23 protein-coding genes and 1 pseudogene are annotated in these 18429 nt (G+C 71.6%); 12 read left to right on the plus strand and 12 right to left on the minus strand.

The features are described from left to right. The 3 genes from HUX53_RS05565 to HUX53_RS05575 form a co-directional block, all read left to right on the plus strand. Nucleotides 1-321 (plus strand): glycerol-3-phosphate dehydrogenase C-terminal domain-containing protein (locus HUX53_RS05565; protein ID WP_303623147.1); only part of this gene is annotated, 321 nt, incomplete at its 5' end. A gap of 111 nt (nucleotides 322-432) precedes the next feature. Next, complete coding sequence (locus HUX53_RS05570; protein ID WP_176402098.1) at nucleotides 433-1338, plus strand: sucrase ferredoxin; 906 nt, start codon at nucleotides 433-435, stop codon at nucleotides 1336-1338. 184 nt (nucleotides 1339-1522) lie between these two features. Further along, complete coding sequence (locus HUX53_RS05575) at nucleotides 1523-1819, plus strand: WhiB family transcriptional regulator (protein WP_021600082.1); 297 nt, start codon at nucleotides 1523-1525, stop codon at nucleotides 1817-1819. Nucleotides 1820-2076: 257 nt separating this feature from the next. Here the strand turns inward: HUX53_RS05575 and HUX53_RS40745 are convergent, their stop codons facing one another. From HUX53_RS40745 to HUX53_RS05590, 4 genes and pseudogenes are all read right to left on the minus strand, one after another. Beyond that, complete coding sequence (locus tag HUX53_RS40745; RefSeq protein ID WP_255204961.1) at nucleotides 2077-2211, minus strand: hypothetical protein; 135 nt, start codon at nucleotides 2209-2211, stop codon at nucleotides 2077-2079. 151 nt (nucleotides 2212-2362) lie between these two features. Next, nucleotides 2363-2767: pseudogene (locus HUX53_RS40750) on the minus strand (phosphoribosyltransferase); the annotation flags it as partial. A gap of 34 nt (nucleotides 2768-2801) precedes the next feature. Beyond that, nucleotides 2802-3788: a phosphotriesterase gene (locus tag HUX53_RS05585; RefSeq protein ID WP_176402099.1), complete on the minus strand. Its 987-nt coding sequence runs from the start codon at nucleotides 3786-3788 to the stop codon at nucleotides 2802-2804. A gap of 27 nt (nucleotides 3789-3815) precedes the next feature. Then, complete coding sequence (locus HUX53_RS05590; protein ID WP_309237065.1) at nucleotides 3816-4880, minus strand: YihY/virulence factor BrkB family protein; 1065 nt, start codon at nucleotides 4878-4880, stop codon at nucleotides 3816-3818. A 205-nt stretch (nucleotides 4881-5085) separates the two neighbouring features. On the opposite strand from HUX53_RS05590, the gene HUX53_RS05595 reads away from it, so the two are divergent. From HUX53_RS05595 to HUX53_RS05620, 6 genes are all read left to right on the plus strand, one after another. Next, on the plus strand, nucleotides 5086-5271 hold the full coding sequence (locus tag HUX53_RS05595; protein ID WP_176402101.1) for a hypothetical protein: 186 nt from the start codon (nucleotides 5086-5088) through the stop codon (nucleotides 5269-5271). A 288-nt stretch (nucleotides 5272-5559) separates the two neighbouring features. Continuing rightward, entirely contained in the window at nucleotides 5560-7212 is a 1653-nt protein-coding gene (locus HUX53_RS05600) for a nitrite/sulfite reductase (protein WP_309237066.1), read from the plus strand. Then, nucleotides 7209-7376 carry an Insertion element protein gene (locus HUX53_RS05605; RefSeq protein WP_176402103.1) on the plus strand — a complete coding sequence of 56 codons (168 nt, stop codon included), beginning with the start codon at nucleotides 7209-7211 and terminating at the stop codon, nucleotides 7374-7376. The genes HUX53_RS05600 and HUX53_RS05605 overlap by 4 nt, the downstream gene beginning before the upstream one ends. Next, nucleotides 7373-8083 (plus strand): phosphoadenylyl-sulfate reductase, encoded by a 711-nt coding sequence (locus HUX53_RS05610; RefSeq protein WP_176402104.1) that lies wholly within the window; start codon nucleotides 7373-7375, stop codon nucleotides 8081-8083. Before HUX53_RS05605 ends, HUX53_RS05610 begins: the two co-directional genes overlap by 4 nt. After that, nucleotides 8065-8811 carry a sirohydrochlorin chelatase gene (locus tag HUX53_RS05615; protein ID WP_176402105.1) on the plus strand — a complete coding sequence of 249 codons (747 nt, stop codon included), beginning with the start codon at nucleotides 8065-8067 and terminating at the stop codon, nucleotides 8809-8811. The genes HUX53_RS05610 and HUX53_RS05615 overlap by 19 nt, the downstream gene beginning before the upstream one ends. A gap of 108 nt (nucleotides 8812-8919) precedes the next feature. Continuing rightward, the gene (locus HUX53_RS05620; protein ID WP_176402106.1) at nucleotides 8920-9189 is read left to right on the plus strand and encodes a hypothetical protein; all 270 of its coding nucleotides are present in this window, start codon (nucleotides 8920-8922) and stop codon (nucleotides 9187-9189) included. A gap of 3 nt (nucleotides 9190-9192) precedes the next feature. Here the strand turns inward: HUX53_RS05620 and HUX53_RS05625 are convergent, their stop codons facing one another. Then, entirely contained in the window at nucleotides 9193-9894 is a 702-nt protein-coding gene (locus HUX53_RS05625; protein ID WP_176402107.1) for a DUF1707 domain-containing protein, read from the minus strand. A gap of 169 nt (nucleotides 9895-10063) precedes the next feature. Here HUX53_RS05625 and HUX53_RS05630 point away from each other — a divergent pair, with 169 nt between their 5' ends. Then, nucleotides 10064-11689 (plus strand): acyl-CoA dehydrogenase family protein, encoded by a 1626-nt coding sequence (locus HUX53_RS05630; RefSeq protein ID WP_309237067.1) that lies wholly within the window; start codon nucleotides 10064-10066, stop codon nucleotides 11687-11689. A 218-nt stretch (nucleotides 11690-11907) separates the two neighbouring features. On the opposite strand, the gene HUX53_RS05635 is transcribed toward HUX53_RS05630, so the two are convergent. From HUX53_RS05635 to HUX53_RS05650, 5 genes are all read right to left on the minus strand, one after another. Next, a complete protein-coding gene (locus HUX53_RS05635; RefSeq protein ID WP_217919113.1) occupies nucleotides 11908-12297 on the minus strand; it encodes a transposase in 390 nt (129 codons plus the stop codon). Then, nucleotides 12260-12580: a hypothetical protein gene (locus HUX53_RS39915; RefSeq protein ID WP_217919114.1), complete on the minus strand. Its 321-nt coding sequence runs from the start codon at nucleotides 12578-12580 to the stop codon at nucleotides 12260-12262. Before HUX53_RS39915 ends, HUX53_RS05635 begins: the two co-directional genes overlap by 38 nt. A gap of 350 nt (nucleotides 12581-12930) precedes the next feature. Beyond that, complete coding sequence (locus HUX53_RS05640; RefSeq protein WP_176402109.1) at nucleotides 12931-13785, minus strand: GNAT family N-acetyltransferase; 855 nt, start codon at nucleotides 13783-13785, stop codon at nucleotides 12931-12933. A gap of 57 nt (nucleotides 13786-13842) precedes the next feature. Further along, nucleotides 13843-14310, minus strand: coding sequence for an SRPBCC family protein (locus tag HUX53_RS05645; protein WP_176402110.1), 468 nt, complete (start codon nucleotides 14308-14310; stop codon nucleotides 13843-13845). Continuing rightward, entirely contained in the window at nucleotides 14307-14798 is a 492-nt protein-coding gene (locus HUX53_RS05650; RefSeq protein ID WP_176402111.1) for an RNA polymerase sigma factor, read from the minus strand. The genes HUX53_RS05645 and HUX53_RS05650 overlap by 4 nt, the downstream gene beginning before the upstream one ends. 81 nt (nucleotides 14799-14879) lie before the next feature. Here HUX53_RS05650 and HUX53_RS05655 point away from each other — a divergent pair, with 81 nt between their 5' ends. Further along, nucleotides 14880-16040 (plus strand): FAD-dependent oxidoreductase, encoded by a 1161-nt coding sequence (locus tag HUX53_RS05655; RefSeq protein WP_176402112.1) that lies wholly within the window; start codon nucleotides 14880-14882, stop codon nucleotides 16038-16040. A gap of 64 nt (nucleotides 16041-16104) precedes the next feature. On the opposite strand, the gene HUX53_RS05660 is transcribed toward HUX53_RS05655, so the two are convergent. Together HUX53_RS05660 and HUX53_RS05665 are read right to left on the minus strand one after the other, a co-directional pair. Next, nucleotides 16105-16602 carry a hypothetical protein gene (locus HUX53_RS05660; protein ID WP_217919115.1) on the minus strand — a complete coding sequence of 166 codons (498 nt, stop codon included), beginning with the start codon at nucleotides 16600-16602 and terminating at the stop codon, nucleotides 16105-16107. 117 nt (nucleotides 16603-16719) lie between these two features. Next, nucleotides 16720-17529 (minus strand): SDR family NAD(P)-dependent oxidoreductase, encoded by an 810-nt coding sequence (locus HUX53_RS05665; RefSeq protein ID WP_176402113.1) that lies wholly within the window; start codon nucleotides 17527-17529, stop codon nucleotides 16720-16722. Between the two features lie 83 nt (nucleotides 17530-17612). Here HUX53_RS05665 and HUX53_RS05670 point away from each other — a divergent pair, with 83 nt between their 5' ends. Further along, nucleotides 17613-18215 (plus strand): TetR/AcrR family transcriptional regulator, encoded by a 603-nt coding sequence (locus HUX53_RS05670; RefSeq protein ID WP_176402114.1) that lies wholly within the window; start codon nucleotides 17613-17615, stop codon nucleotides 18213-18215. The last annotated feature ends 214 nt before the right edge of the window (nucleotides 18216-18429 follow it).

Here is an 18429-nt window from a genome sequence, read left to right on the forward strand (position 1 = left end):
GGACGTGGGTATAAGAGACAGGTCCCGTACCGGTGGACGAGGCTGGACGCTCTCGACGCGCCGTCCCGCCTCGTCCACCGGTACGGGACCGAGGCGCCGCTGCTGGCCGCGCTGGGCGGGGAGGACCCGGCCCTGCTGGAGCCCGTGCTGCCGAACCTGCCCGTGACCGGGGCGGAGCTGGCCTGGGCCGTGCGGCACGAGGGCGCCCTCGACGCGGGCGACCTGCTGGACCGCCGCACCCGGATCGGGCTCGTCGCCGCCGACCGGGCGGCCGCACTGCCCGCCGCCGAGGCGCTCCTGCCCCGCGCGGCCCTGCACTGAGACCCCGTGCTTGTGGCCTCTGTCACCCCTGGTTGAACACCCCTCCTGGTTTGACGAGGGGCCGTTAGGTTACCCTTACCTAATCGATTGAAGATCGACCGGGGGGATCACTTGACGCGCGGTAAGGGCTGCGGGCACTGCCTTGGCAGCCACACGGGCGAGCGGCCGTGCCTGGCGACCGCGACCACGAAGGCGCGCGCCTGGCTTCTCGTCGAGCACCCCGGCCCCTGGCCGGAGAACGTCACCGGCCTGCCCGCCTCCGACCCGGTGGCCGGCACGGTGCGCGCGGCGAAGAAGGCGGGCGTCCGGCCGCAGCTCATCCGGCGGCCGGGGCGCCGCCGCGGCACCCCGCCGATCCAGGTCTACGCCGCGTACTCGCGCGGCGGCGAGGTCCGGCTGGAGGGGCGCGAGCTGGCCGACCCGGCGGAGCTGGCCGCGCTCGACCTGGCCGCGCTCGCCGCCGGCCGGTCGCCCGGTCTCGGCGAGCCGGTGGCCGAGCCGGTGCTGCTGGTCTGCACGCACGGGCGGCACAACGCCTGCTGCGCCCGGACCGGTGCGCCGCTGGCCCGCGGCCTCGCCGCGCGTTTCGATCCCCTCGTATGGGAAACCACCCATGTCGGTGGCGACCGATTTGCGGCGAATTTGGTGTGTCTTCCCCACGGCTTCTCCTATGGCGACCTCGGCGAGACCGAGGCCGTGCGAGCGGTGGACGCCTACCTGCGGGGCGAGGTCGTCCTCGACCGGCTGCGCGGGCGGGCCGGCATCCCGGAGCCGGCGCAGGCGGCGGAGCATTTCGCCCGGGCGCACACCGGCGTCCTCGGGGTGGACGAGGTGACGGTGGAATCGGTCACCGGGACATCCCGGTACGAAGCGGTCGTTCTCGCGCGGCAGAGCCGTTACCGGGTGACCGTGGAGGCGGTCGAGCAGTCCGATCCCTGCGGCCCGGACTGCGGGGAGAACCTGCGAACCCATGTTGTTAGGGAACTCACCCTTCTCAACGAGGCCGCCCTCGTGTAATCTCCATGAGGCCCCATTCGAGGGTCTCCCTGTCGCACGTCCCCAGGTTTCCGGAGTGACCGGACGGGGAACAGAGCGGCAACTCCAGACGTTGGAACATTCGGCGCTTCTGACTCATGTCACTCGAAGTACGTCGAGCGTCCATGTCCCGATTTTGTTCGAAACCAATCAAGGTGGGTGTTCCATGGCTCAGGTACGTCGGCAGGCAAACCTCCCTCGTCCCAGTTGGGGCTGGCAGGACGCCGCGGCGTGCCGGGGGGAAGACCTCGTCCTCTTCTTCGGTCCCGACGGCGAGCGCCAGCCCGAGCGCGAGATCCGCGAGCGCAAGGCCAAGCAGATCTGCATGGGCTGCCCGGTCCGCACGGAGTGCCTGGACTACGCGGTCTCCAGGCCCGAGAAGTACGGCACGTGGGGCGGTCTGAACGAGGACGAGCGCGCGTCCGAGCGCCGTCGCCGGATGCGCCGCGCCAACGCCGCCTAAGCGAGTACGAAGGCCGCCGAAACGCTCCCAGTCCGATCCCCGGCACGCCACCAGAAAACGACACGGCCCCGCCCCGCGGGGCCGTTTGCGTTGCCCGGGCCCGGCCCCGCCCGGCCGGGTCAGGGCGCGCGGTCACATCTGCATCACAGCGGGGTTACATCGCACCACGACATTCCTCCCGAGATGCCTTTAGCGCAAACGACCGCGCGATGTGACCCATTCATCGAAATTCGCACGTGCCATTCTTGTGCGCCGGCTCACAACGGGCCCCCGCCCGCGGCGCGGCCGGCCCGCTCCAGCCAGGCGGTCACGTCGGCGTCGGTCAGCTGGTCGAAGTCGCGGTACCACTGGCCGACGGCGCGGAACTCCCACGGCGCCGCCGGGACGACCATGTCGTCCACCTCGTCCGCCAGCGCGCGGACGGTCTCCGCGGCGCCCACCGGCACCGCCAGCACCAGCCGGGACGGCCCGCGCCCGCGCGGCGGTGCCGCCGGTCGCCAGCCCGTCGTCCACCACGACCACCGGGCGCCCGGCGACCTCGGGCAGCGCGCGGCCGTGCCGGTAGGCCGCCACGCGGCGGTCCAGTTCGGCGCGTTCTGCCGCGACCGTGCCGGCCAGCTCGTCCTCGCGGAGCCCGAGCCGGGCCAGCAGCTCGCCATCGAACACCGGGGAGCCGCCCTCGGCGATCGCCCCGACGCCGAGCTCGGGCTGCGGCGGATACCCGATCTTGCGGGTCACCAGGACGTCGAGCGGCGAGCCGAGCCGCTTCGCGATCTCGTAGCCGACGGGGACGCCGCCGCGCGGCAGCGCGAGGACGACCGCCCCCTCAAGCCCCAGGGGGACGAGGCGCTCGGCGAGCACACGGCCCGCCTCGGCGCGGTCGGTGTAAGGAAGCCGGACGGTCTCCGCCTGCTGGAAGTCCTCCCGCGCGGATCTGTTCCGGGACATGGGGAACACCCCCTTCCGGGGTCCCCCTACCCACTCACGCCCCCGTGAGCCACCTCAGCGGGTTGTCGCGCAGGATCGCGTCCAGGGTGCCGTCATCGGCGCCCGCGGCGCGCAGCGCGGGCAGGAACGTCTCGAAGAGGTACCCGAAGCCGGCGCCGCCGTAGCGGCCGATCTGCGCCATCCGGGAGACGCCGGCGCTGAGCAGCACCCGGTCGGCGTGCCCGGCCTCCAGCAGGTCCAGCACGCAGCGGACGCGGCGGCCGACGGCGGCCCGGTCCTCGCCGGCGAGGCCGAGCGTGCCGAACGACACGTAGCCGCCCGTCTCGGCGATCTTGCGGTGCTGGCCGGGGTCGTCCACCCGGTCCTGCTGGCCGACCGCGACCCGGTCCGGGGACAGCCCGGCGGCGGTGAGGATCTCCAGCTGGGCGAGGCCCGCCCGGCCGTAGGTCGCGACGGACAGGCCGGAGTAGCGGGCCGCCCGCGCGGCGGCGCGCAGGCACAGCTCCTCGGTCTCGGTCGGCGCCTCGCCCCAGGTGCCGATCTCGCCGATGACGCCCGGCAGGCAGTTGGTGCCGTCCATGCCGAAGCCGACCTCGGCGAGCAGCCGCTCCGCGAGCCGCTCGACGCCCGTGGGCCCCTCGGGTCCCGTCCCGGCGGCCAGGGTCTCCCGGACGAACGCCGGGTGGAACGGCTCGGTGAACACGCCCGTCCCGGCGACCACGGCCACCCGGGCGCCGGCGCTGATCCGGGCGAGCGCGGCGGCGTTGCGGCCCATGCCCGAGCACGTCAGGTCGACGACGAGGCCGAGGCCGTGCTCCTTGCGCAGCGTGGACAGCTCCCGCTGGACGGACTTCTCCTCGTCCAGCCAGCGGCCGGGGTCGGAGCCGACCAGCTGGGGACGGGCCGGCCAGCGCAGGTCCATCTGCAGGTGCTCGTGGGAGAGCACCGGCCCGGTGATGTCCGACGTCGCGATCGTGCCGGTCACGGTGCGCAGCCGGCGCGGCTCCTCACGGGGGGTCATGACACGCGAGGTTACGACATGTTTGACCTATTCAGAGCCGGATTCGGGTTTGTTTTTACCCGTCGCCCCCAGGTCACGCGGCACCTGGTCGCCCTGCTTCTCCCGCACGGCGCGCGCACGGGCGGTGTCGCCGGACGGCCACCGCCGGTCGATCTCGGCGTTCAGCGCGGCCCCGATCAGCACCGCGAGCGCCGCCACGTACAGCCAAGCGAGCACCGCGATCGCGGCGGCGAGCGACCCGTACACCGACACGCCGCTCAGCGATCCGGCCAGGTAGAGCCGCAGGCCGGCGCTCCCGATGATCCAGATCAGCAGCGCCAGCACGGCGCCGGGCACCTCGCGCCACCAGGACGTCCGCACCGGGACGCTCACGTGGTAGAGCAGCGCGAGGAAGACGATCGACAGGCTCACCACGACCGGCCAGTACAGCGCCTGGACGGCCTCGGCGCTCTCCGGCAGCGCCTGCCGCACCAGCGCCGGCCCGGCCACCAGCATCGGGATGACGACCAGCATGACCAGCAGCCCGATGAGGTACAGCACGAAGGCGCGCGTCCGGGTGCGGATCACCCCGCGGACACCGGACAGCCCGTAGGCGATGGTGATCGTGTCGACGTAGACGTTCGTCGCCCGCGACCCCGCCCACAGCGAGAGCAGGAAGCTGACGGACACGATGTCGGGGCTGCCGCCCCGGATCACGTCGTCGATCAGCGGGATGACGACGGAGTCGACCGCCGGGCCGGTCAGCACCGTCCCCGCCTGCTCGATCGCCCAGGTGCGGACCTCCTGCACGGTGTCGGCGCCGAACAGGCCGCGCAGGTGGCCCATCGTGCCGATCAGCCCGATCACGAGCGGCGGCAGCGACAGCAGCGCGAAGAACGCGGCCTCGGCCGCCAGGCCGGTCACCCGGTAGCGGAACGCGCCGACCGCGGTGCCCTTGACCAGCAGCCAGCAGACCCCGGCCGCGGTGCGCGCGGCCGACCGGGTGCGCGCGAGCAGCCGGCGGGGCAACCGCGAGCGGGGGCCGCGCGGGTCCCGTTCGGAGTCGGAGTCCCCGGCCGAGGGGACGCCCTCGGCGTCGGAGACGGTCGTCACACCGCCCCACGGTAGAGCGTTACGCGCCCGGAACATGCCGCACCGCCCATTTCAGTGGTCCGCTCCGCGAGTCGCGTGCCGATCGCCTCCCCCGCCGGATCGTCGCGCCCCGGGGCCGCTCCCCCGCCCATCCCTGTGCCCATACCCGGTTGGACGGATCGGAACGTCGCCCGGACCATGATCATCACAGCGTGCGTTTGCCTCCATGGGTGACAATGGAGGCATGATCTGCGCGTCCTGCCGAGAGCGCCGCCACGAGGAGTGCCGCGGCGGATCCTGGTGCGACTGCCAGCATCTCCCGCCGCCCGCCACGCCGGAGGAGCGGCGCCGCTCCGGCCGTCCGACCGGCGCGAACGCCGAGCCGCCGGTGAACTGGCGGCGGCAGGGATGACGCATATCACGCGTCCGCATGCCGGACGTAACTGGACAGTGCGCGAGACGTCGTGTCAGAGTTCGAGTATGACTGCCGCGGACCCGTTGCTGGCCAAGCGCCGCCACGTGGACTTCCAGCGCGTCCGCAGCGCGATCTGTCGGTGACGCCCCGACCACGCCCCCTGCTCAGCGGGCGCGTGGTGCATCGGTGTCGCCTTTGACTTGACCCTGCTCAGCGTTGAGCCGGCCGTCCAGGACTGCCGGTGCGCTACGCGTCCCTCACGACCAACAGATGAGGACGCGCGCCGTGCCACCCGCGATCAAGCGCAAGAAGGGCGAGGGCCAGTGGGCCCTCGGCTACCGCGAACCCCTGAACGCCACCGAGGAGAACAAGAAGAACGACGACGGGCTGAACGTCCGCCGCCGCATCATCGACGTCTACTCCAAGGGCGGGTTCGACTCGATCGACCCGTCCGACCTGCGCGGCCGGTTCCGCTGGATGGGCCTGTACACCCAGCGGCGGCCCGGCATCGACGGCGGCCGGACCGGCGCGCTGTCGGACGAGGAGCTCGAGGACCGCTACTTCATGATGCGGATCCGCATCGACGGCGGCCAGCTCAGCGGTCCGCAGCTGCGCACGATCGCCGACATCTCCCGCAACTACGCGCGCGGCACCGCCGACATCACCAACCGGCACAACATCCAGCTGCACTGGGTCGGCATCGAGGACGTCCCCGCGATCTGGGACGCGCTCGCCGCCGTCGGGCTGCACACCACCGAGGCGTGTGGCGACGTGCCGCGCACGATCATCGGCTGCCCGCTGGCCGGGATCGCCGCCGACGAGGTGATCGACTCGACGCCGCAGCTCCGCGAGATCCACGACCGCTACATCGGCTCCCCCGAGTTCTCCAACCTGCCGCGCAAGTACAAGACGGCGCTGTCGGGCTGCACCTCGCACTGCACCGTCCACGAGATCAACGACATCGCGTTCGTCGGCGTGGTGAACGAGCAGGGCGAGACCGGCTACCAGCTGTTCGTCGGCGGCGGCCTGTCCACCAACCCGATGTTCTCCAAGAGCCTCGGCGTGTTCGTCAAGCCCGAGCAGGCCCACGAGGTGTGGCACGGCGTCACCTCGATCTTCCGCGACTACGGGTACCGGCGGCTGCGCAGCCGCGCCCGGCTGAAGTTCCTGATGAAGGACTGGGGCGCGGAGAAGTTCCGCGAGGTGCTGGAGAAGGATTACCTCGGGTACGCGCTGCCGGACGGCCCGGAGCCGGCCGCCCCGGACGTCCACCGCGACCACCTCGGCGTCCACCCGCAGCAGGGCGGGAACTTCTACGTCGGGTTCGCGCCCCGCGTGGGCCGGCTGAACGGCGAGCTGCTCGGCGTCATCGGCGAGCTGGCCGACCGCTACGGCTCGGGCCGCGTCCGCACGACGCTCGAACAGAAGATGATCATCCTGGACGTGCCGGAGGAGAACACCGAGGCGCTCGTCGAGGCGCTCGCCGAGCACGACCTGCACGCCCGCCCGTCCACGTTCCGGCGGCACATGATGGCGTGCACCGGCATCGAGTACTGCAAGCTCGCGATCGTCGACACCAAGCAGCGCGCCATGGACCTGATGGACGAGCTGGAGAAGCGGCTCCCCGACTTCGACCAGCCGCTGACCGTCAACATCAACGGCTGCCCGAATAGCTGCGCCCGCGTCCAGGTCGCCGACATCGGCCTCAAGGGCCAGCTGGTCGTGGACGAGAACGGCGACCAGGTGGAGGGCTTCCAGGTCCACCTCGGCGGGCGGCTCGGCGCCTCGTTCGGCAAGAAGGTCCGCGGGCTGAAGACCACCTCGTCCGGGCTGACCGACTACGTCGAGCGGGTCGTCCGGAAGTTCGACGAGCAGCGCACCGAGGGCGAGGTCTTCGCCGACTGGGTGCAGCGCGCCGAGGAGGCCGACCTCAAGTGAGCGAGCGCATGGCGCCGTTCTACTGCCCGTACTGCGGCGAGGAGAACCTGGAACCGCGCGAAGAGCACGGTTCCTGGTTCTGCCCCGACTGCCTCCGATCCTTCACGTTGAAATTCCTCGGTGTCGGAGCTCCCCACACCGCGAGCAAGGAGATCCCTCGGTGACTCTTCTGGAGACCGACAGACCTACCCTTGACCTCGAAGACATCGTCGAATCGGCCTCCGCCGCGCTGGAGGGCGCGCCCACGCTGGAGGTCATCCGCTGGGCCGCCGCCACGTTCGGCGACCGGATCTGCCTCACCTCGTCCATGTCGGACGCGGCGCTGATCCACCTGGTGTCGAAGGTGAAGCCCGGCATCGACGTGCTGTTCGTCGACACCGGCTACCACTTCGCCGAGACGATCGGCACCCGGGACGCGGTCGAGGCCGTCTACCCGGTGAACGTCATCAACGTCACCCCGTCCCGGACGGTCGAGGAGCAGGAGGCCGCGCTCGGCCCCCGGCTGCACGGCCGCAACCCGGACCTGTGCTGCCACCTGCGCAAGGTGGAGCCGCTCGGCCGCGCGCTGGAGGGCTACATGGCCTGGTTCAGCGGCATCCGCCGGGACGAGACCGCGAGCCGCCGCGACCGGAAGGTCGTCGAGTGGGACCGCCGGCGCGGCATGGTCAAGGTCAACCCGATCCTGGACTGGACCCAGGACGACATGGACAACTACATCGAGGACAACGGGGTCATCGTCAACCCGCTGCACTACGACGGCTACCCCTCGATCGGCTGCGAGCCGTGCACCCGCCCGGTCGCGCCCGGCGAGGACCCGCGCAGCGGCCGGTGGGCCGGGCTGGGCAAGACCGAATGCGGCATCCACCTGTGAGCGTTCCCGTCGTGGCGGTGGCGCACGGGAGCCGGGACCCGCGCGCCGCCGCGACCGTCGCCGCCCTCCTGGACGCCGTCCGGGCACGCCGCCCCGGCGTGCCCGTGCACGCCGCCTTCCTCGACCACGGCCCGCCGGCCCCCGACCAGGTGCTGGCCGGCCTGACCGATGCGGTCGTGCTCCCCCTCCTCCTCACCGCGGCCTACCACAGCAAAACGGACCTCCCGGGCGTCCTGAACCGGGTGCGCGCCCGCCACCCCCGCCTGCACATGCGCACTGCGGGCACCCTCGGCCCGCACCCGCTCCTCATGAAGGCCCTGGAACGCCGCCTGTCGGACGCGGGCGTCGAACCCGGCGACCCGGACACGGCGGTCGTCCTGGTCTCGGCGGGCTCCAGCGACGCGTCCGCCAACGCCACGATCGCCCGCCTCGCCCGCGAGTGGCGGTCGCGCGGCTGGTGGGACGCCGTCCCGGCGTACGCGTCGGCGACCGGCCCGAAACCGGGCGAGGCCGTGTCGGCCCTGCTGGAGGCGGGCGCCCCCCGCGTCGCGGTGGCGTCCTACTTCCTGGCACCGGGCTACTTCACCGACAAGGTCCGCAAGGAAACCCAGGCCGCCGGCGCGTCCACGGTCTCCCCCGCCCTAGGCGCCGCCCCAGAGGTGGCAGACCTGATCGTCCACCGCTACGAAGAGGCGTGCGAGACGCCCCGCACCGCCACCGCCGTCTAGCGCGTTCACTTGCGGCATGTTGTTGTTGTGCGGTTACGCATAAGAACAACACGCCGCAACTCAACGAGGCGCCGATTCGTGTCCCGGCGGCCGGGTATGCGGGGTGCCATGAAGCGCGAGGATCTCGGCCACGAGCCCGAAGAGACACACGACCGCGAGTTCGCCCCGGTCAACGAGCGCTCCGACGGCCGCGGCCGCACCGTCCGCCAGCCTCCACCCACCACCGATCAATCGACGAGCTCCGCTCGGCCTATTGAGCGCGACGGTGAGGAGACGAGCGGCACGGGCACGCCCGGCGTCCGGTACGAGCACCCGGACACGCTTGCGCCGGACGAGGCCGGCGTCGAGGAGGCCGAGCGCGGCGACGACAGCCGCTGACCGCTACTTGCGGTCGCGCCACCACTCGGCGATGGCGCGGCGGACGGGCGCGTGGTGCTCGTCGTCGACGATCTTGATGTCGCCCATCACGGCGGTCGCGTTGACCCGGACGACGGGGACGCGGGCGCCGGGATGGGGGTCGCGGACGTTGACCTTCCGGTCGCCGAGGAAGTTGTGGCCGGACAGCTCGACGCTGACCCCGTCCGGGACGATGATCTTGACGTCGCCCATGACGGCGGTCGCCGTGATGAGGACCTCGCCGGTCGTCACCTGCGCGCCGCGCAGGTCGAGCTCGACGTCGCCCATCACCGACACGGCCTCCAGGGGCCCGTCGATGCGGCCGGCGATGCGCTCCTTGCAGTCGCCCATGACGGCGCTGAACCTGCGCTTGGTCTGGACGGGCGCGGGGTTGGCGCCGGGGGCGCCCATGCCGGGCAGGTCGGCGGTGATGTGCTCCAGGTCGCCGCGGCTCACGGCCGCGTAGGCGGCCTCCGTGCGCTCGGTCAGCTCCTCGAAGGTGAGCCGTCCCTCCACGGAGGCGATCCGCAGCCGCTCGACGACGGCCTCCCGCTCGGCGTCGGACGCCCGGACGGTATCCGGTGCGGTCGTGATGTCGACGGGGTCGGGCACGGGGTGGGCGTCCTGCCGCCGGGCCGGCGGACGGCCGTGGCAGGACCGCTCAGGCTGCGGGGTGGACTGACTCATATTTCGAAGGTATGCCCCCGCCGGAGCCCGACAATCCGCCGGGGGGACGAGATCGTCCCACCACTTCAGGAGGATGGACGTCCGGCCCAGGTCCAGGCATGATCATCCCTTGCCCGAACGAGGTTCTGTATCCTGCGGGGCAACGCAGCGGACGTGGGAAGGCGGCAGGGTGACGCACGAGGTGGTCAATCAGGTTCCCCCGCTCACCGGGCACGACGTCGCCGACGAGGCCGTCCTGCTGGACGGGCTGGCGCGCGAGGGCGCGGGCTGGGCCGAGCCCGAGGTGCGCGAACTGGGCCGCCTCACGGGCACCGAGGAGGCCCAGGACTGGGGCCGCCTCGCGAACGAGAACCCGCCCGTCCTGCGCACGCACGACCGCTACGGGCACCGGATCGACGAGGTCGAGTTCCACCCGGCGTGGCACGAACTGATGACCGTCGCGGTGACGCACGGCCTGCACGGCTCCGCCTGGGCCGACCCTCGCGAGGGCGCCCACGTGGCCCGCGCCGCGAAGTTCTACACCTGGCGCGTCGACGCAGGTCACGGCTGCCCCATCTCAATGACGTACGCGGCCGTCCCCGCCCTGCGCCAGTCCCCCGAACTGGCCGCCCAATACGAGCCGCTCCTCGCCAAACCCGAGTACGACTACGGCCTGCGCGCCCCACTCACCAAGAACGCCCTACTCGCCGGCATGTCGATGACGGAGAAGCAGGGTGGCTCGGACGTCCGCGCCAACACGACCCAGGCCGCACCCCAGCCCGACGGCACCTACCGCCTCGTCGGCCACAAGTGGTTCACCAGCGCCCCGATGTGCGACGTGTTCCTCACCCTGGCCCAAGCACCAGAGGGCCTGACCTGCTTCCTCGTCCCCCGCGTCCTCCCGGACGGCACCCTCAACCCGCTCCGCCTGATGCGCCTGAAGGACAAGCTCGGCAACAAGTCCAACGCGTCCTCCGAGGTGGAGTACGAGAACGCGGTCGCCTGGCGGGTCGGTGACGAGGGCCGTGGGGTCCGCACCATCATCGAGATGGTCAACATGACCCGGCTCGACTGCGTGATCGGCGCGGCGGCCGGAATGCGGTACGGCGTCACGACCGCCGCGCACCACGCCGCGCACCGCAAGGCGTTCGGCAAGTACCTGATCGACCAGCCGCTGATGCGCAACGTCCTCGCCGACCTGGCGATCGAGTCCGAGGCCGCCACGACCACGATGCTGCGCCTCGCGGGCGCCACCGACCGCTCCGTGCGCGGCGACGCCTCCGAGACCGCCTTCAAGCGCCTCGCCCTCGCCATCAGCAAGTACTGGATCTGCAAGCGCTGGCCGACGCACGCCGCCGAGTCCCTCGAATGCCTGGGCGGCAACGGCTACGTCGAAGACTCCGGCATGCCCCGCCTGTTCCGCGAGTCCCCCCTCAACTCCATCTGGGAGGGCTCAGGCAACGTGGCGGCGCTGGACGTCCTGCGGGCCATGGCGAAGGAGCCGCAGACCGTTGAGGCGTTCTTCACCGAAGTAGACCGCGCCGCCGGGGCCGACCCTCGCCTGGACGCGGCCGTCCGCGAGGTGAAGACGTCCCTCGCCGACCTGGAGACCATCGAGCTGCGCGCCCGCCGCATCGTCGAGCGCATGGCCCTCACGCTGCAGGCGTCCCTGCTGGTCCGGCACGGCCACCCGGCCGTCGCCGACGCCTTCTGCGCGACCCGCCTGGCCGGCGACTGGGGCACCGCCTTCGGCACCCTCCCGGCGGGCCTGGACCTGTCCCCCATCATCGACCGCGCCACCCCCAAACTCGGCTGAGCCCCCACTCAAAGACCAGCGTTCGGTGCTCACCAAGCCGCCGCATCAGCCCACCCAAGACCGATCCAAGCAAGATCATCCGCTAACGTACTCGTTAGTAGCAAGCCACCGCGCTACACCCGTGGCGTCCAGTTCACCCGCATGCCCCCCGGTCTCATATCCGACTGGTCACCCCCGTACCTATCCTCCATCTCCCACGACCGAGGGAACGCTGGGGGTCACCTCGACGGACGGGAAGCTGACTTTCGGTCTTGGGCGTGCTCGGCCTCTTGGGGCTGTTTCCGGATGTTCAGGTGGGCGATCTCGTCTGGTTCCGTGATCGGTGGAGGCAGCGGCTTCAACGGGCGGGCGTTGGCGATGCCCTGATGCGGGCGATGCTCGTTGTAGAAGGCCTCGAACTCGCGGAGCGCGTGGAGCAGGTGCCGCTGGTTCCAGATCAACGTGCGGTCCAAGAGCTCACGGCGGCAGGTCTGCACCCAGATGCCGGCATCGGCCAGGACGGCGTCGAACAGGTCAGGGAACTTGCCATCGCGGTCGCGGATCAGGGACCGTGCCCGGCAGCCGGCGTCCTCAAGGTCCAGGACCAGGTTCCGGGCCGCCTGGGTCACCCACGCTGCGTTCGGGTGGGGCGGTGGCGCCCAGAAGCCGGATCCGGCGGGTGTGATGCTCGATGAACGCCAGCACGTACATTCGGGCGCCGGTGAGGGTCACCGTCTCCAAGAAGTCACACGCCAGCCGCGCCTCGGCCAGGTAGTGGAGGCACGCTTGGGCGCCGGGGTCGATGCCTGCGTCCTTGAGAATCTCCCAGACGGTGGAGGCGGCCACCTTGACACCGAGCACAAGCAACTCAGGGTGCAACCGGTGGTAGCCCCAGTTCAGGTTCTCCCGCACCAGGCGAAGTACCAGCGGCCGGATGGAACGGACGGTCGGTGGACGGCCCGGACGTTTGTGTTTCGAGCGCGCAGCGTGCCTGCCGGTGACCTGGTCGCGGTGCCAGCGCAAGACCGTGTCGGCCGTACCAGCAACCGAATCCGCCGCAACGCCACGAGACGCAACCGGTGCAGCAGCGTCGCCAGAAGCGGCCGATCCGCTGCAGTGAACCGCATCCTCTTCCCGCCCCTTCCCTGCGAACTCATCGAGCCCCGCGCCAGAACCCAGCCCTGAGCTGCAGTGATGTCGGTTGCCGTGGGCCCCACCGCAGCCAGGCGCAATGGCTGACGCTCTGTTCCCAGCCCCCTGACCTACTGACCGCGGGCCGGCTGGTTGGCGATCAGCAGGGTGGTGCCGGCCGGCCGGAAGCCCAGTCGGGCGTATATCCGCGCGACGGCCTCCTCGGCGTAGGCGAGGAAGACGGTTGCCACGCCGTGCTCGCGAGCATGGGCGGCCAGGGCCGCCGTGACGGCAGCGCCGAGCCCCTGGCGGCGAGCGGCGGGGAGGGTGCCGACTCCGCCGATCTCGGTGGTGCCGTTCACCGGGTGATAGTGGCCCGCGGCAAGCGGGGTGCCGTCCGGGGCGAACGCGGCGACGAGCACCTTGTGGCCGGCGCGGAGCGAGGCGCGGACCGTCGCGGCTGCACCGTCCGCGCTGAGTTCTTCGGCCACTGCCGCCAGCTCCGCATGGCCCGCCGAACCCACCTCCGTGCCCTCGTCCGCAAACGCCAGCTCGGGGAGAGCCATTACCTCGGGCAGGGCGGGGTCGTCAGCGTCCACGGCCCGGATCGTGACGCCGGCTGGAAGGGGCTGCGGGGGCAGCTGATGGAGTGGGTCGAGGATCATCAGCGGGCGTTCAGCCACCGGCAGCCCCGCTGCCTCGATGCGGCCGCGCAGCGATGGCGTGACTTCGGCGAGCCACTCGAAAGCCTCCGGCACGCCGAGCTCGCGCTGGCGGGCGCGCACCAGGTCGATGTCGGCGGCAGAGGGTGACACGTGGCCGCCTGCCGAGGTGGGGCGGGCGTGGCTCGGGCCGCCGTAGTACGGGGCACCCGCATTCTTCCGTACGAAAAGGCATAGGGGGCCGAACGTCTCGGCTTCGGCGAACAGCAGCGGCACGGTGGCGTAGTACTGCTCGATACGGTCACGCAGGGACGGCTTGCTCATCGACGCAGCCCATCACGGGACGTGCAGTAACGCATCGAATAAACGACTCGACGCTCTTCATGAGGTGGCGAGCTTTTCGATCGTTCGGAGTTCCTGGTCGATCTTCGCGAGGGCGGCGGGGCACGGCTCGGTCGCGTGGGGCTCCGCAGGCTGCGTGCGCCGGTGTTCCAGATGCGCCAGGAGGGTTCGGCCGCCTTGGCGACGGGCGGCGAAGGCGACGACGACCGTGTCGGACTGCATGAGGCACCATCCCGGCCGGAGCCGGGCGTCCATCGTGTCCTCACGGTCAGAAGCGTGCCGCACCAGTAGCCGCAGATTCTCCCCGCTCCGTTCGATGACGCGGACGCCGGCGACACCGGGTTCGTAGTGGGGAAGGGTGTGTTCCAGGTCCGCGATGACCCGCCACACGGCCTCGAAGGAGGCGGCGATACGGCGCTGCCGGACGGCGGCGCCGGGCAGGGCGGCCGCGAGGACGGCCAGCCGGTCGATCGGGTCGATACCAGGCATCGCCGCGGGGTCGTTCACGCTTCCCACTCCTCCCGGAACGCGGCCCGGGCTCGATGCAACCGGGACTTCACTGTGCCCGCCGGGATCCCCAAGGTGGTGGCGATCTCTTGTTCGCTGAGCCCCTCTCGGGTGCGCAGGACCAGCACGGCGCGCTGGGGAACCGGCAGGCGTGCCAGGGCGTCGTCGATGTCGACCAGCCCTTCGAGGGAAGGGGCCGGACGGTTCATGACCGTTTCCTCCGTGGCGACCTCGAGGTCGTGCCGGCGGGCGAGCCGGATGGCCGTCCGGACGGTGACCGACCGGACCCAGGTCATGATCGCCTCGGGGGCGCGCAGCGAGGGCAGGCCCTGGAAGATCGCCAGCAGAGCCTCCTGTGTCGCGTCGTCGGCCGTCGCAGGGGCGATCCGCGCGCACAGCCGGCGGACATAGGGGGCCAGCTCGTCGAGAAGCCCGTCCAGTGCGAGCGCGTCCCCCTGCTGAGCGGCCGCGACGTTCTCCGGATCCACACCAGGAAAGTTATGCGGAACCTTCCAAAGGTTCCCTGCAACTTTCCAGAGGGGTGAACACCGTACGGAGAGGCGTGTCCAGTGGAAGCAGAACTGATGATCGTGGGGGCGGGCGTCACCGGGCTCACCGCCGCCATCGAGGCCGCCGAGCGTGGTCGCCGGGTGACCCTCGTCGAGGCGCACTCGCGGCCGGGCGGGCGGGCACGCTCGCTGGCGGCGCCCTTCCGGGCCAACGACGGTCCCCACGCGATGTATGTGGACGGGCCCTGGTGGGCGTGGCTGGAGCGCCGCGGTCTTACACCGCCCATCGTCGAGGCGCCGCGCCGTCCCGACCTCGTCCAGGTGGCAGGCCGGTTGCGCCCGTGGCCCGCCGAACTCGGCAACGCCATCGCCGCGCTGCCCGACGAGGCGCCGGTACAGGAGACGTTCCGTGCCTGGCTGTTCCGGCACGTCGACATCGAGACGGCCGAAGCCATCATCGGTTTGGCGTTCATCTTCACCTTCGACCACGACCCGGGACGGCTTTCCACCGCGTTCGTCCGGCAGGGCCTTCGCCGGTCGCTCGCCGGCGGCGCCCGGTACGTGGCCGGCGGGTGGTCCACCCTGGTGGATGTGCTCGCCGAGCGAGCCGCCGACCTCGGTGTACGGATACGCGCCCGGAGGCGGATGTCCGCGCTGCCCGCGGGTCCGACGATCGTGGCCACCAGCCTCGCCACGGCACGCCGGCTCAGCGGCGACGCATCGCTCATCTGGCCCAGCGCCCGCGTGGCGACCATCGACCTGGGCCTGCGGGCCGACGGCGGCCCCGACTGGTTCCGGGTCATGGACCTCGATGACCGGATCTACGCCGCCCGCTACAGCCTTGCCGACTCCACCTTGGCGCCTGCCGGGCATGACCTCGTCCAGATCTCCGCAGCGTGCGCCCCCGGCGAACGGAAAAGCGACTCCGAACACCGGGTACAGCGCCTCCTCGACCAGGCCTGGCCCGGTTGGCGCGCAGCGGTGGAGTGGCGCCGCAGCGCCCTGCGCGCGCACTGCACCGGAGCCCTGGATCTGCCTGGGACGACATGGCGTGACCGTCCGGCCGTCCGCCGCGGCGGCGACCTCGCCGTGGCCACGGACCAGTCCGCCGCACCCGGATTGCTCGCTGAGGTGGGCGTCGCCGCCGCCCGACTCGCCGTCCGGCAACTCGGCGAAACCTCGGATCGGCCCAGGTCCGAGCTTGCTCCGCGCCCCGGATGAAGGCCGGCCCACCCGATGAACACGTCCGGCCGGGCCGAGCTACGCATCGCCGAGATCGTCGACTTCACCGAATCCGCGGTCGCCATCCTCCGGCCGCCAGGAATCCCTTGACACTTCGGACGGGCTCGGCGCCGGGCGGCCCCATCGGCTGCGGCCGGTTCCTTCTCGGACGCTCGCGAGGCAGCAGCACGCTCGCCGCGATCAGCCAGATCAGCCCACCGAACCGCGCGATGGGCAGCACGATCCCCAGCGAGTCGTCCAGAAGCGCGAACGTTCCCAGGACGGCAACGGCGGCCAGCACAATTCCGGACCAGGCGAACCCGGTAGGCACGAGTCGTACGAGCAGTGCCGGAACCGCGACGCCGGCGAGGAGCAGTCCGAACGCCACCACGTGGGCAGGGCCTCCGGCCGCGAACATCAGGTCGGCCAGGGTGCGGGCGAGCACGGGGCTCTGCAGGGAGCCCGCGCGGGACGCCGCCCATCCGAGCACACCGCACAGTGCCATCGCCACCGCCGACATCACCCCGCCCGCCAGCGCGATCACCGGCCCGGGAGCCGTCACCCCGAGGAGCCGCAGCCGCCCGTAGGCGACGGCGGACCAGATTGCGAGCGGGAACGCGGCACCGCAGGACGCCGGCGACTTTCCCTCAACAGTTCAGAGCCCGGTATGCCTCTTCCATCAGGACGGGCGTCCGGGGGTCGGCTCAGGCCGGCGGCCGAAGGGGGCGTTACCGGCGAGCTTGCCGCCGTCGATGGGGAGGGTGACGCCGGTGACGAACGACGCCGCGTCCGAGCACAGCCACACCGCCGCTTCCGCGACCTCCCCGGGGCGTCCGATCCGCCGCATGGGCATCGCCCGTCCAGCCGCCTCCCGCGCCTGTTCCCCGGCGCGCTCGAGCTGCTCGGTGTGGATCGGTCCGGGGGCCAGCGCGTTGATCCGTACCCCGGTCTCGGCGTAGTCCAGTGCCGCCGACCGGGTCAGCCCGATGAGGCCGAACTTGCTCGACACGTAGCCGGCCAGGCCGCCGACCGCCTGCAGTCCCGCCGTGGAGGACATGTTCACGATCGCGCCTCCGCCGCCGTCGAGCATGGCGGGGATCTGGTGCTTCATGCACAGGAAGACGCCGCGCAGGTTGACCGTCAGCGCGCTGTCGAAGTCGGCGACGGCGACGTCGGCCAGCGGCGTGGGCGGGTGACCGCCCCCGGCCGCGTTGTTGACCGCGGCGTCCAGCCGCCCGAACTCCCCGACCGCTCGGTGGACGAGCCGTTCGACGTCGTCCGGGTCCGTCACGTCGGTCGGCACTGCCAGCGCGCGGCCGCCCGCGGCGCCGATCTCGGCCGCGAGCGCCGACAGCGCGGCGCCGTCCCGGGCGGCCAGGACGACGGCCGCCCCGGCCTCGTGCAGCGTGCGGGCGGTGGCCGCGCCGATACCCCGACTCGCGCCGGTGACGATCGCGACCCGTCCGTCCAAGGGCCGTTCAATGCTCATAACCTGCTCCTTCTCATCGGATGCCGGTACTGCTAGAATTACTTGGACAGACAGTAAATCCAAATTTAGGAGTGGTCAAGGGGATGAGTCCGCGCGAGTACCGGTCCGACAAACGCCGGGCCGCCGCCGAGGAGACCCGGCAACGGATCCTGGACGCCACCCGCGCCCTGCTGGCGGACGCCGCGCAGTCCCGACTGTCGGTGGACGCGGTCGCCAAAGCGGCCGACGTGTCACGCCAGAGCGTCTACAACGCCTTCGGATCCAAGTCCGGCCTGCTGGAGGCGCTGTTCGACGCGCTCGCCGACCGGGCGGGCATGGATTTGGCGGACGCCTTCACCGCACCCGACGCGGACGAGGCCCTCGCCGCGTTCGCCGGGACGTTCTGCCACTTCTGGGCGAGCGACCGGACGGTCCTGCGCAGACTCCGCGGGATGGCCGTCCTCGACCAAGACCTGGAGCGCCTGCTGCGCCGCCGCGACGAGATGCGCCGCACCGCCCTGACCGAACTGCTCCGCCGGTTCACCGACACCCCCGACGACGCGACGGTCGACGTGATCTGGCAACTGACCTCGTTCGAGACCTACGACGCCATCGCCGACCGCGACCAGACTCGCACCAACGAGGACCTCGCACGCATCATCCGGGCCGCCGCCACGGCCGTCCACCGGACGGGACCGCCGACCTGAACCGCCGCAGCGCGCGCCACCGGGGACAGCCCCGGCCAAGCAGGTTCGTGTCAGCCTTGAGCGGTCGTCTGATTTGAGCTGATTACTCTCGGCGATCCCGCCTTCGACCCCTTCTGGGCCGAGTTGGACCGCCGCGCGGCAGTGGTGTTCATCCACGCGGCCGGCACGGACCTGGACTCACCACTGATCTCCGAGCACGGCCTGACCTGGATCG

Source organism: Actinomadura sp. BRA 177 (assembly GCF_013372625.1).
GTDB lineage: Bacteria > Actinomycetota > Actinomycetes > Streptosporangiales > Streptosporangiaceae > Spirillospora.

Excerpts from the sequence above, each read along its gene's own strand:
- HUX53_RS05640 (WP_176402109.1), bottom strand. The coding sequence starts at position 13,785 with ATGAGCAAGCCGTCCCTGCGTGACCGTATCGAGCAGTACTACGCCACC.
- HUX53_RS05670 (WP_176402114.1), top strand. The coding sequence starts at position 17,613 with ATGAGTCCGCGCGAGTACCGGTCCGACAAACGCCGGGCCGCCGCCGAG.
- HUX53_RS05625 (WP_176402107.1), bottom strand. The coding sequence starts at position 9,894 with ATGAGTCAGTCCACCCCGCAGCCTGAGCGGTCCTGCCACGGCCGTCCG.
- HUX53_RS05595 (WP_176402101.1), top strand. The coding sequence starts at position 5,086 with ATGGGTGACAATGGAGGCATGATCTGCGCGTCCTGCCGAGAGCGCCGC.
- HUX53_RS05585 (WP_176402099.1), bottom strand. The coding sequence starts at position 3,788 with ATGACCCCCCGTGAGGAGCCGCGCCGGCTGCGCACCGTGACCGGCACG.
- HUX53_RS05615 (WP_176402105.1), top strand. The coding sequence starts at position 8,065 with ATGCGGCATCCACCTGTGAGCGTTCCCGTCGTGGCGGTGGCGCACGGG.
- HUX53_RS05620 (WP_176402106.1), top strand. The coding sequence starts at position 8,920 with ATGAAGCGCGAGGATCTCGGCCACGAGCCCGAAGAGACACACGACCGC.
- HUX53_RS05665 (WP_176402113.1), bottom strand. The coding sequence starts at position 17,529 with ATGAGCATTGAACGGCCCTTGGACGGACGGGTCGCGATCGTCACCGGC.
- HUX53_RS05575 (WP_021600082.1), top strand. The coding sequence starts at position 1,523 with ATGGCTCAGGTACGTCGGCAGGCAAACCTCCCTCGTCCCAGTTGGGGC.
- HUX53_RS40745 (WP_255204961.1), bottom strand. The coding sequence starts at position 2,211 with ATGGTCGTCCCGGCGGCGCCGTGGGAGTTCCGCGCCGTCGGCCAGTGG.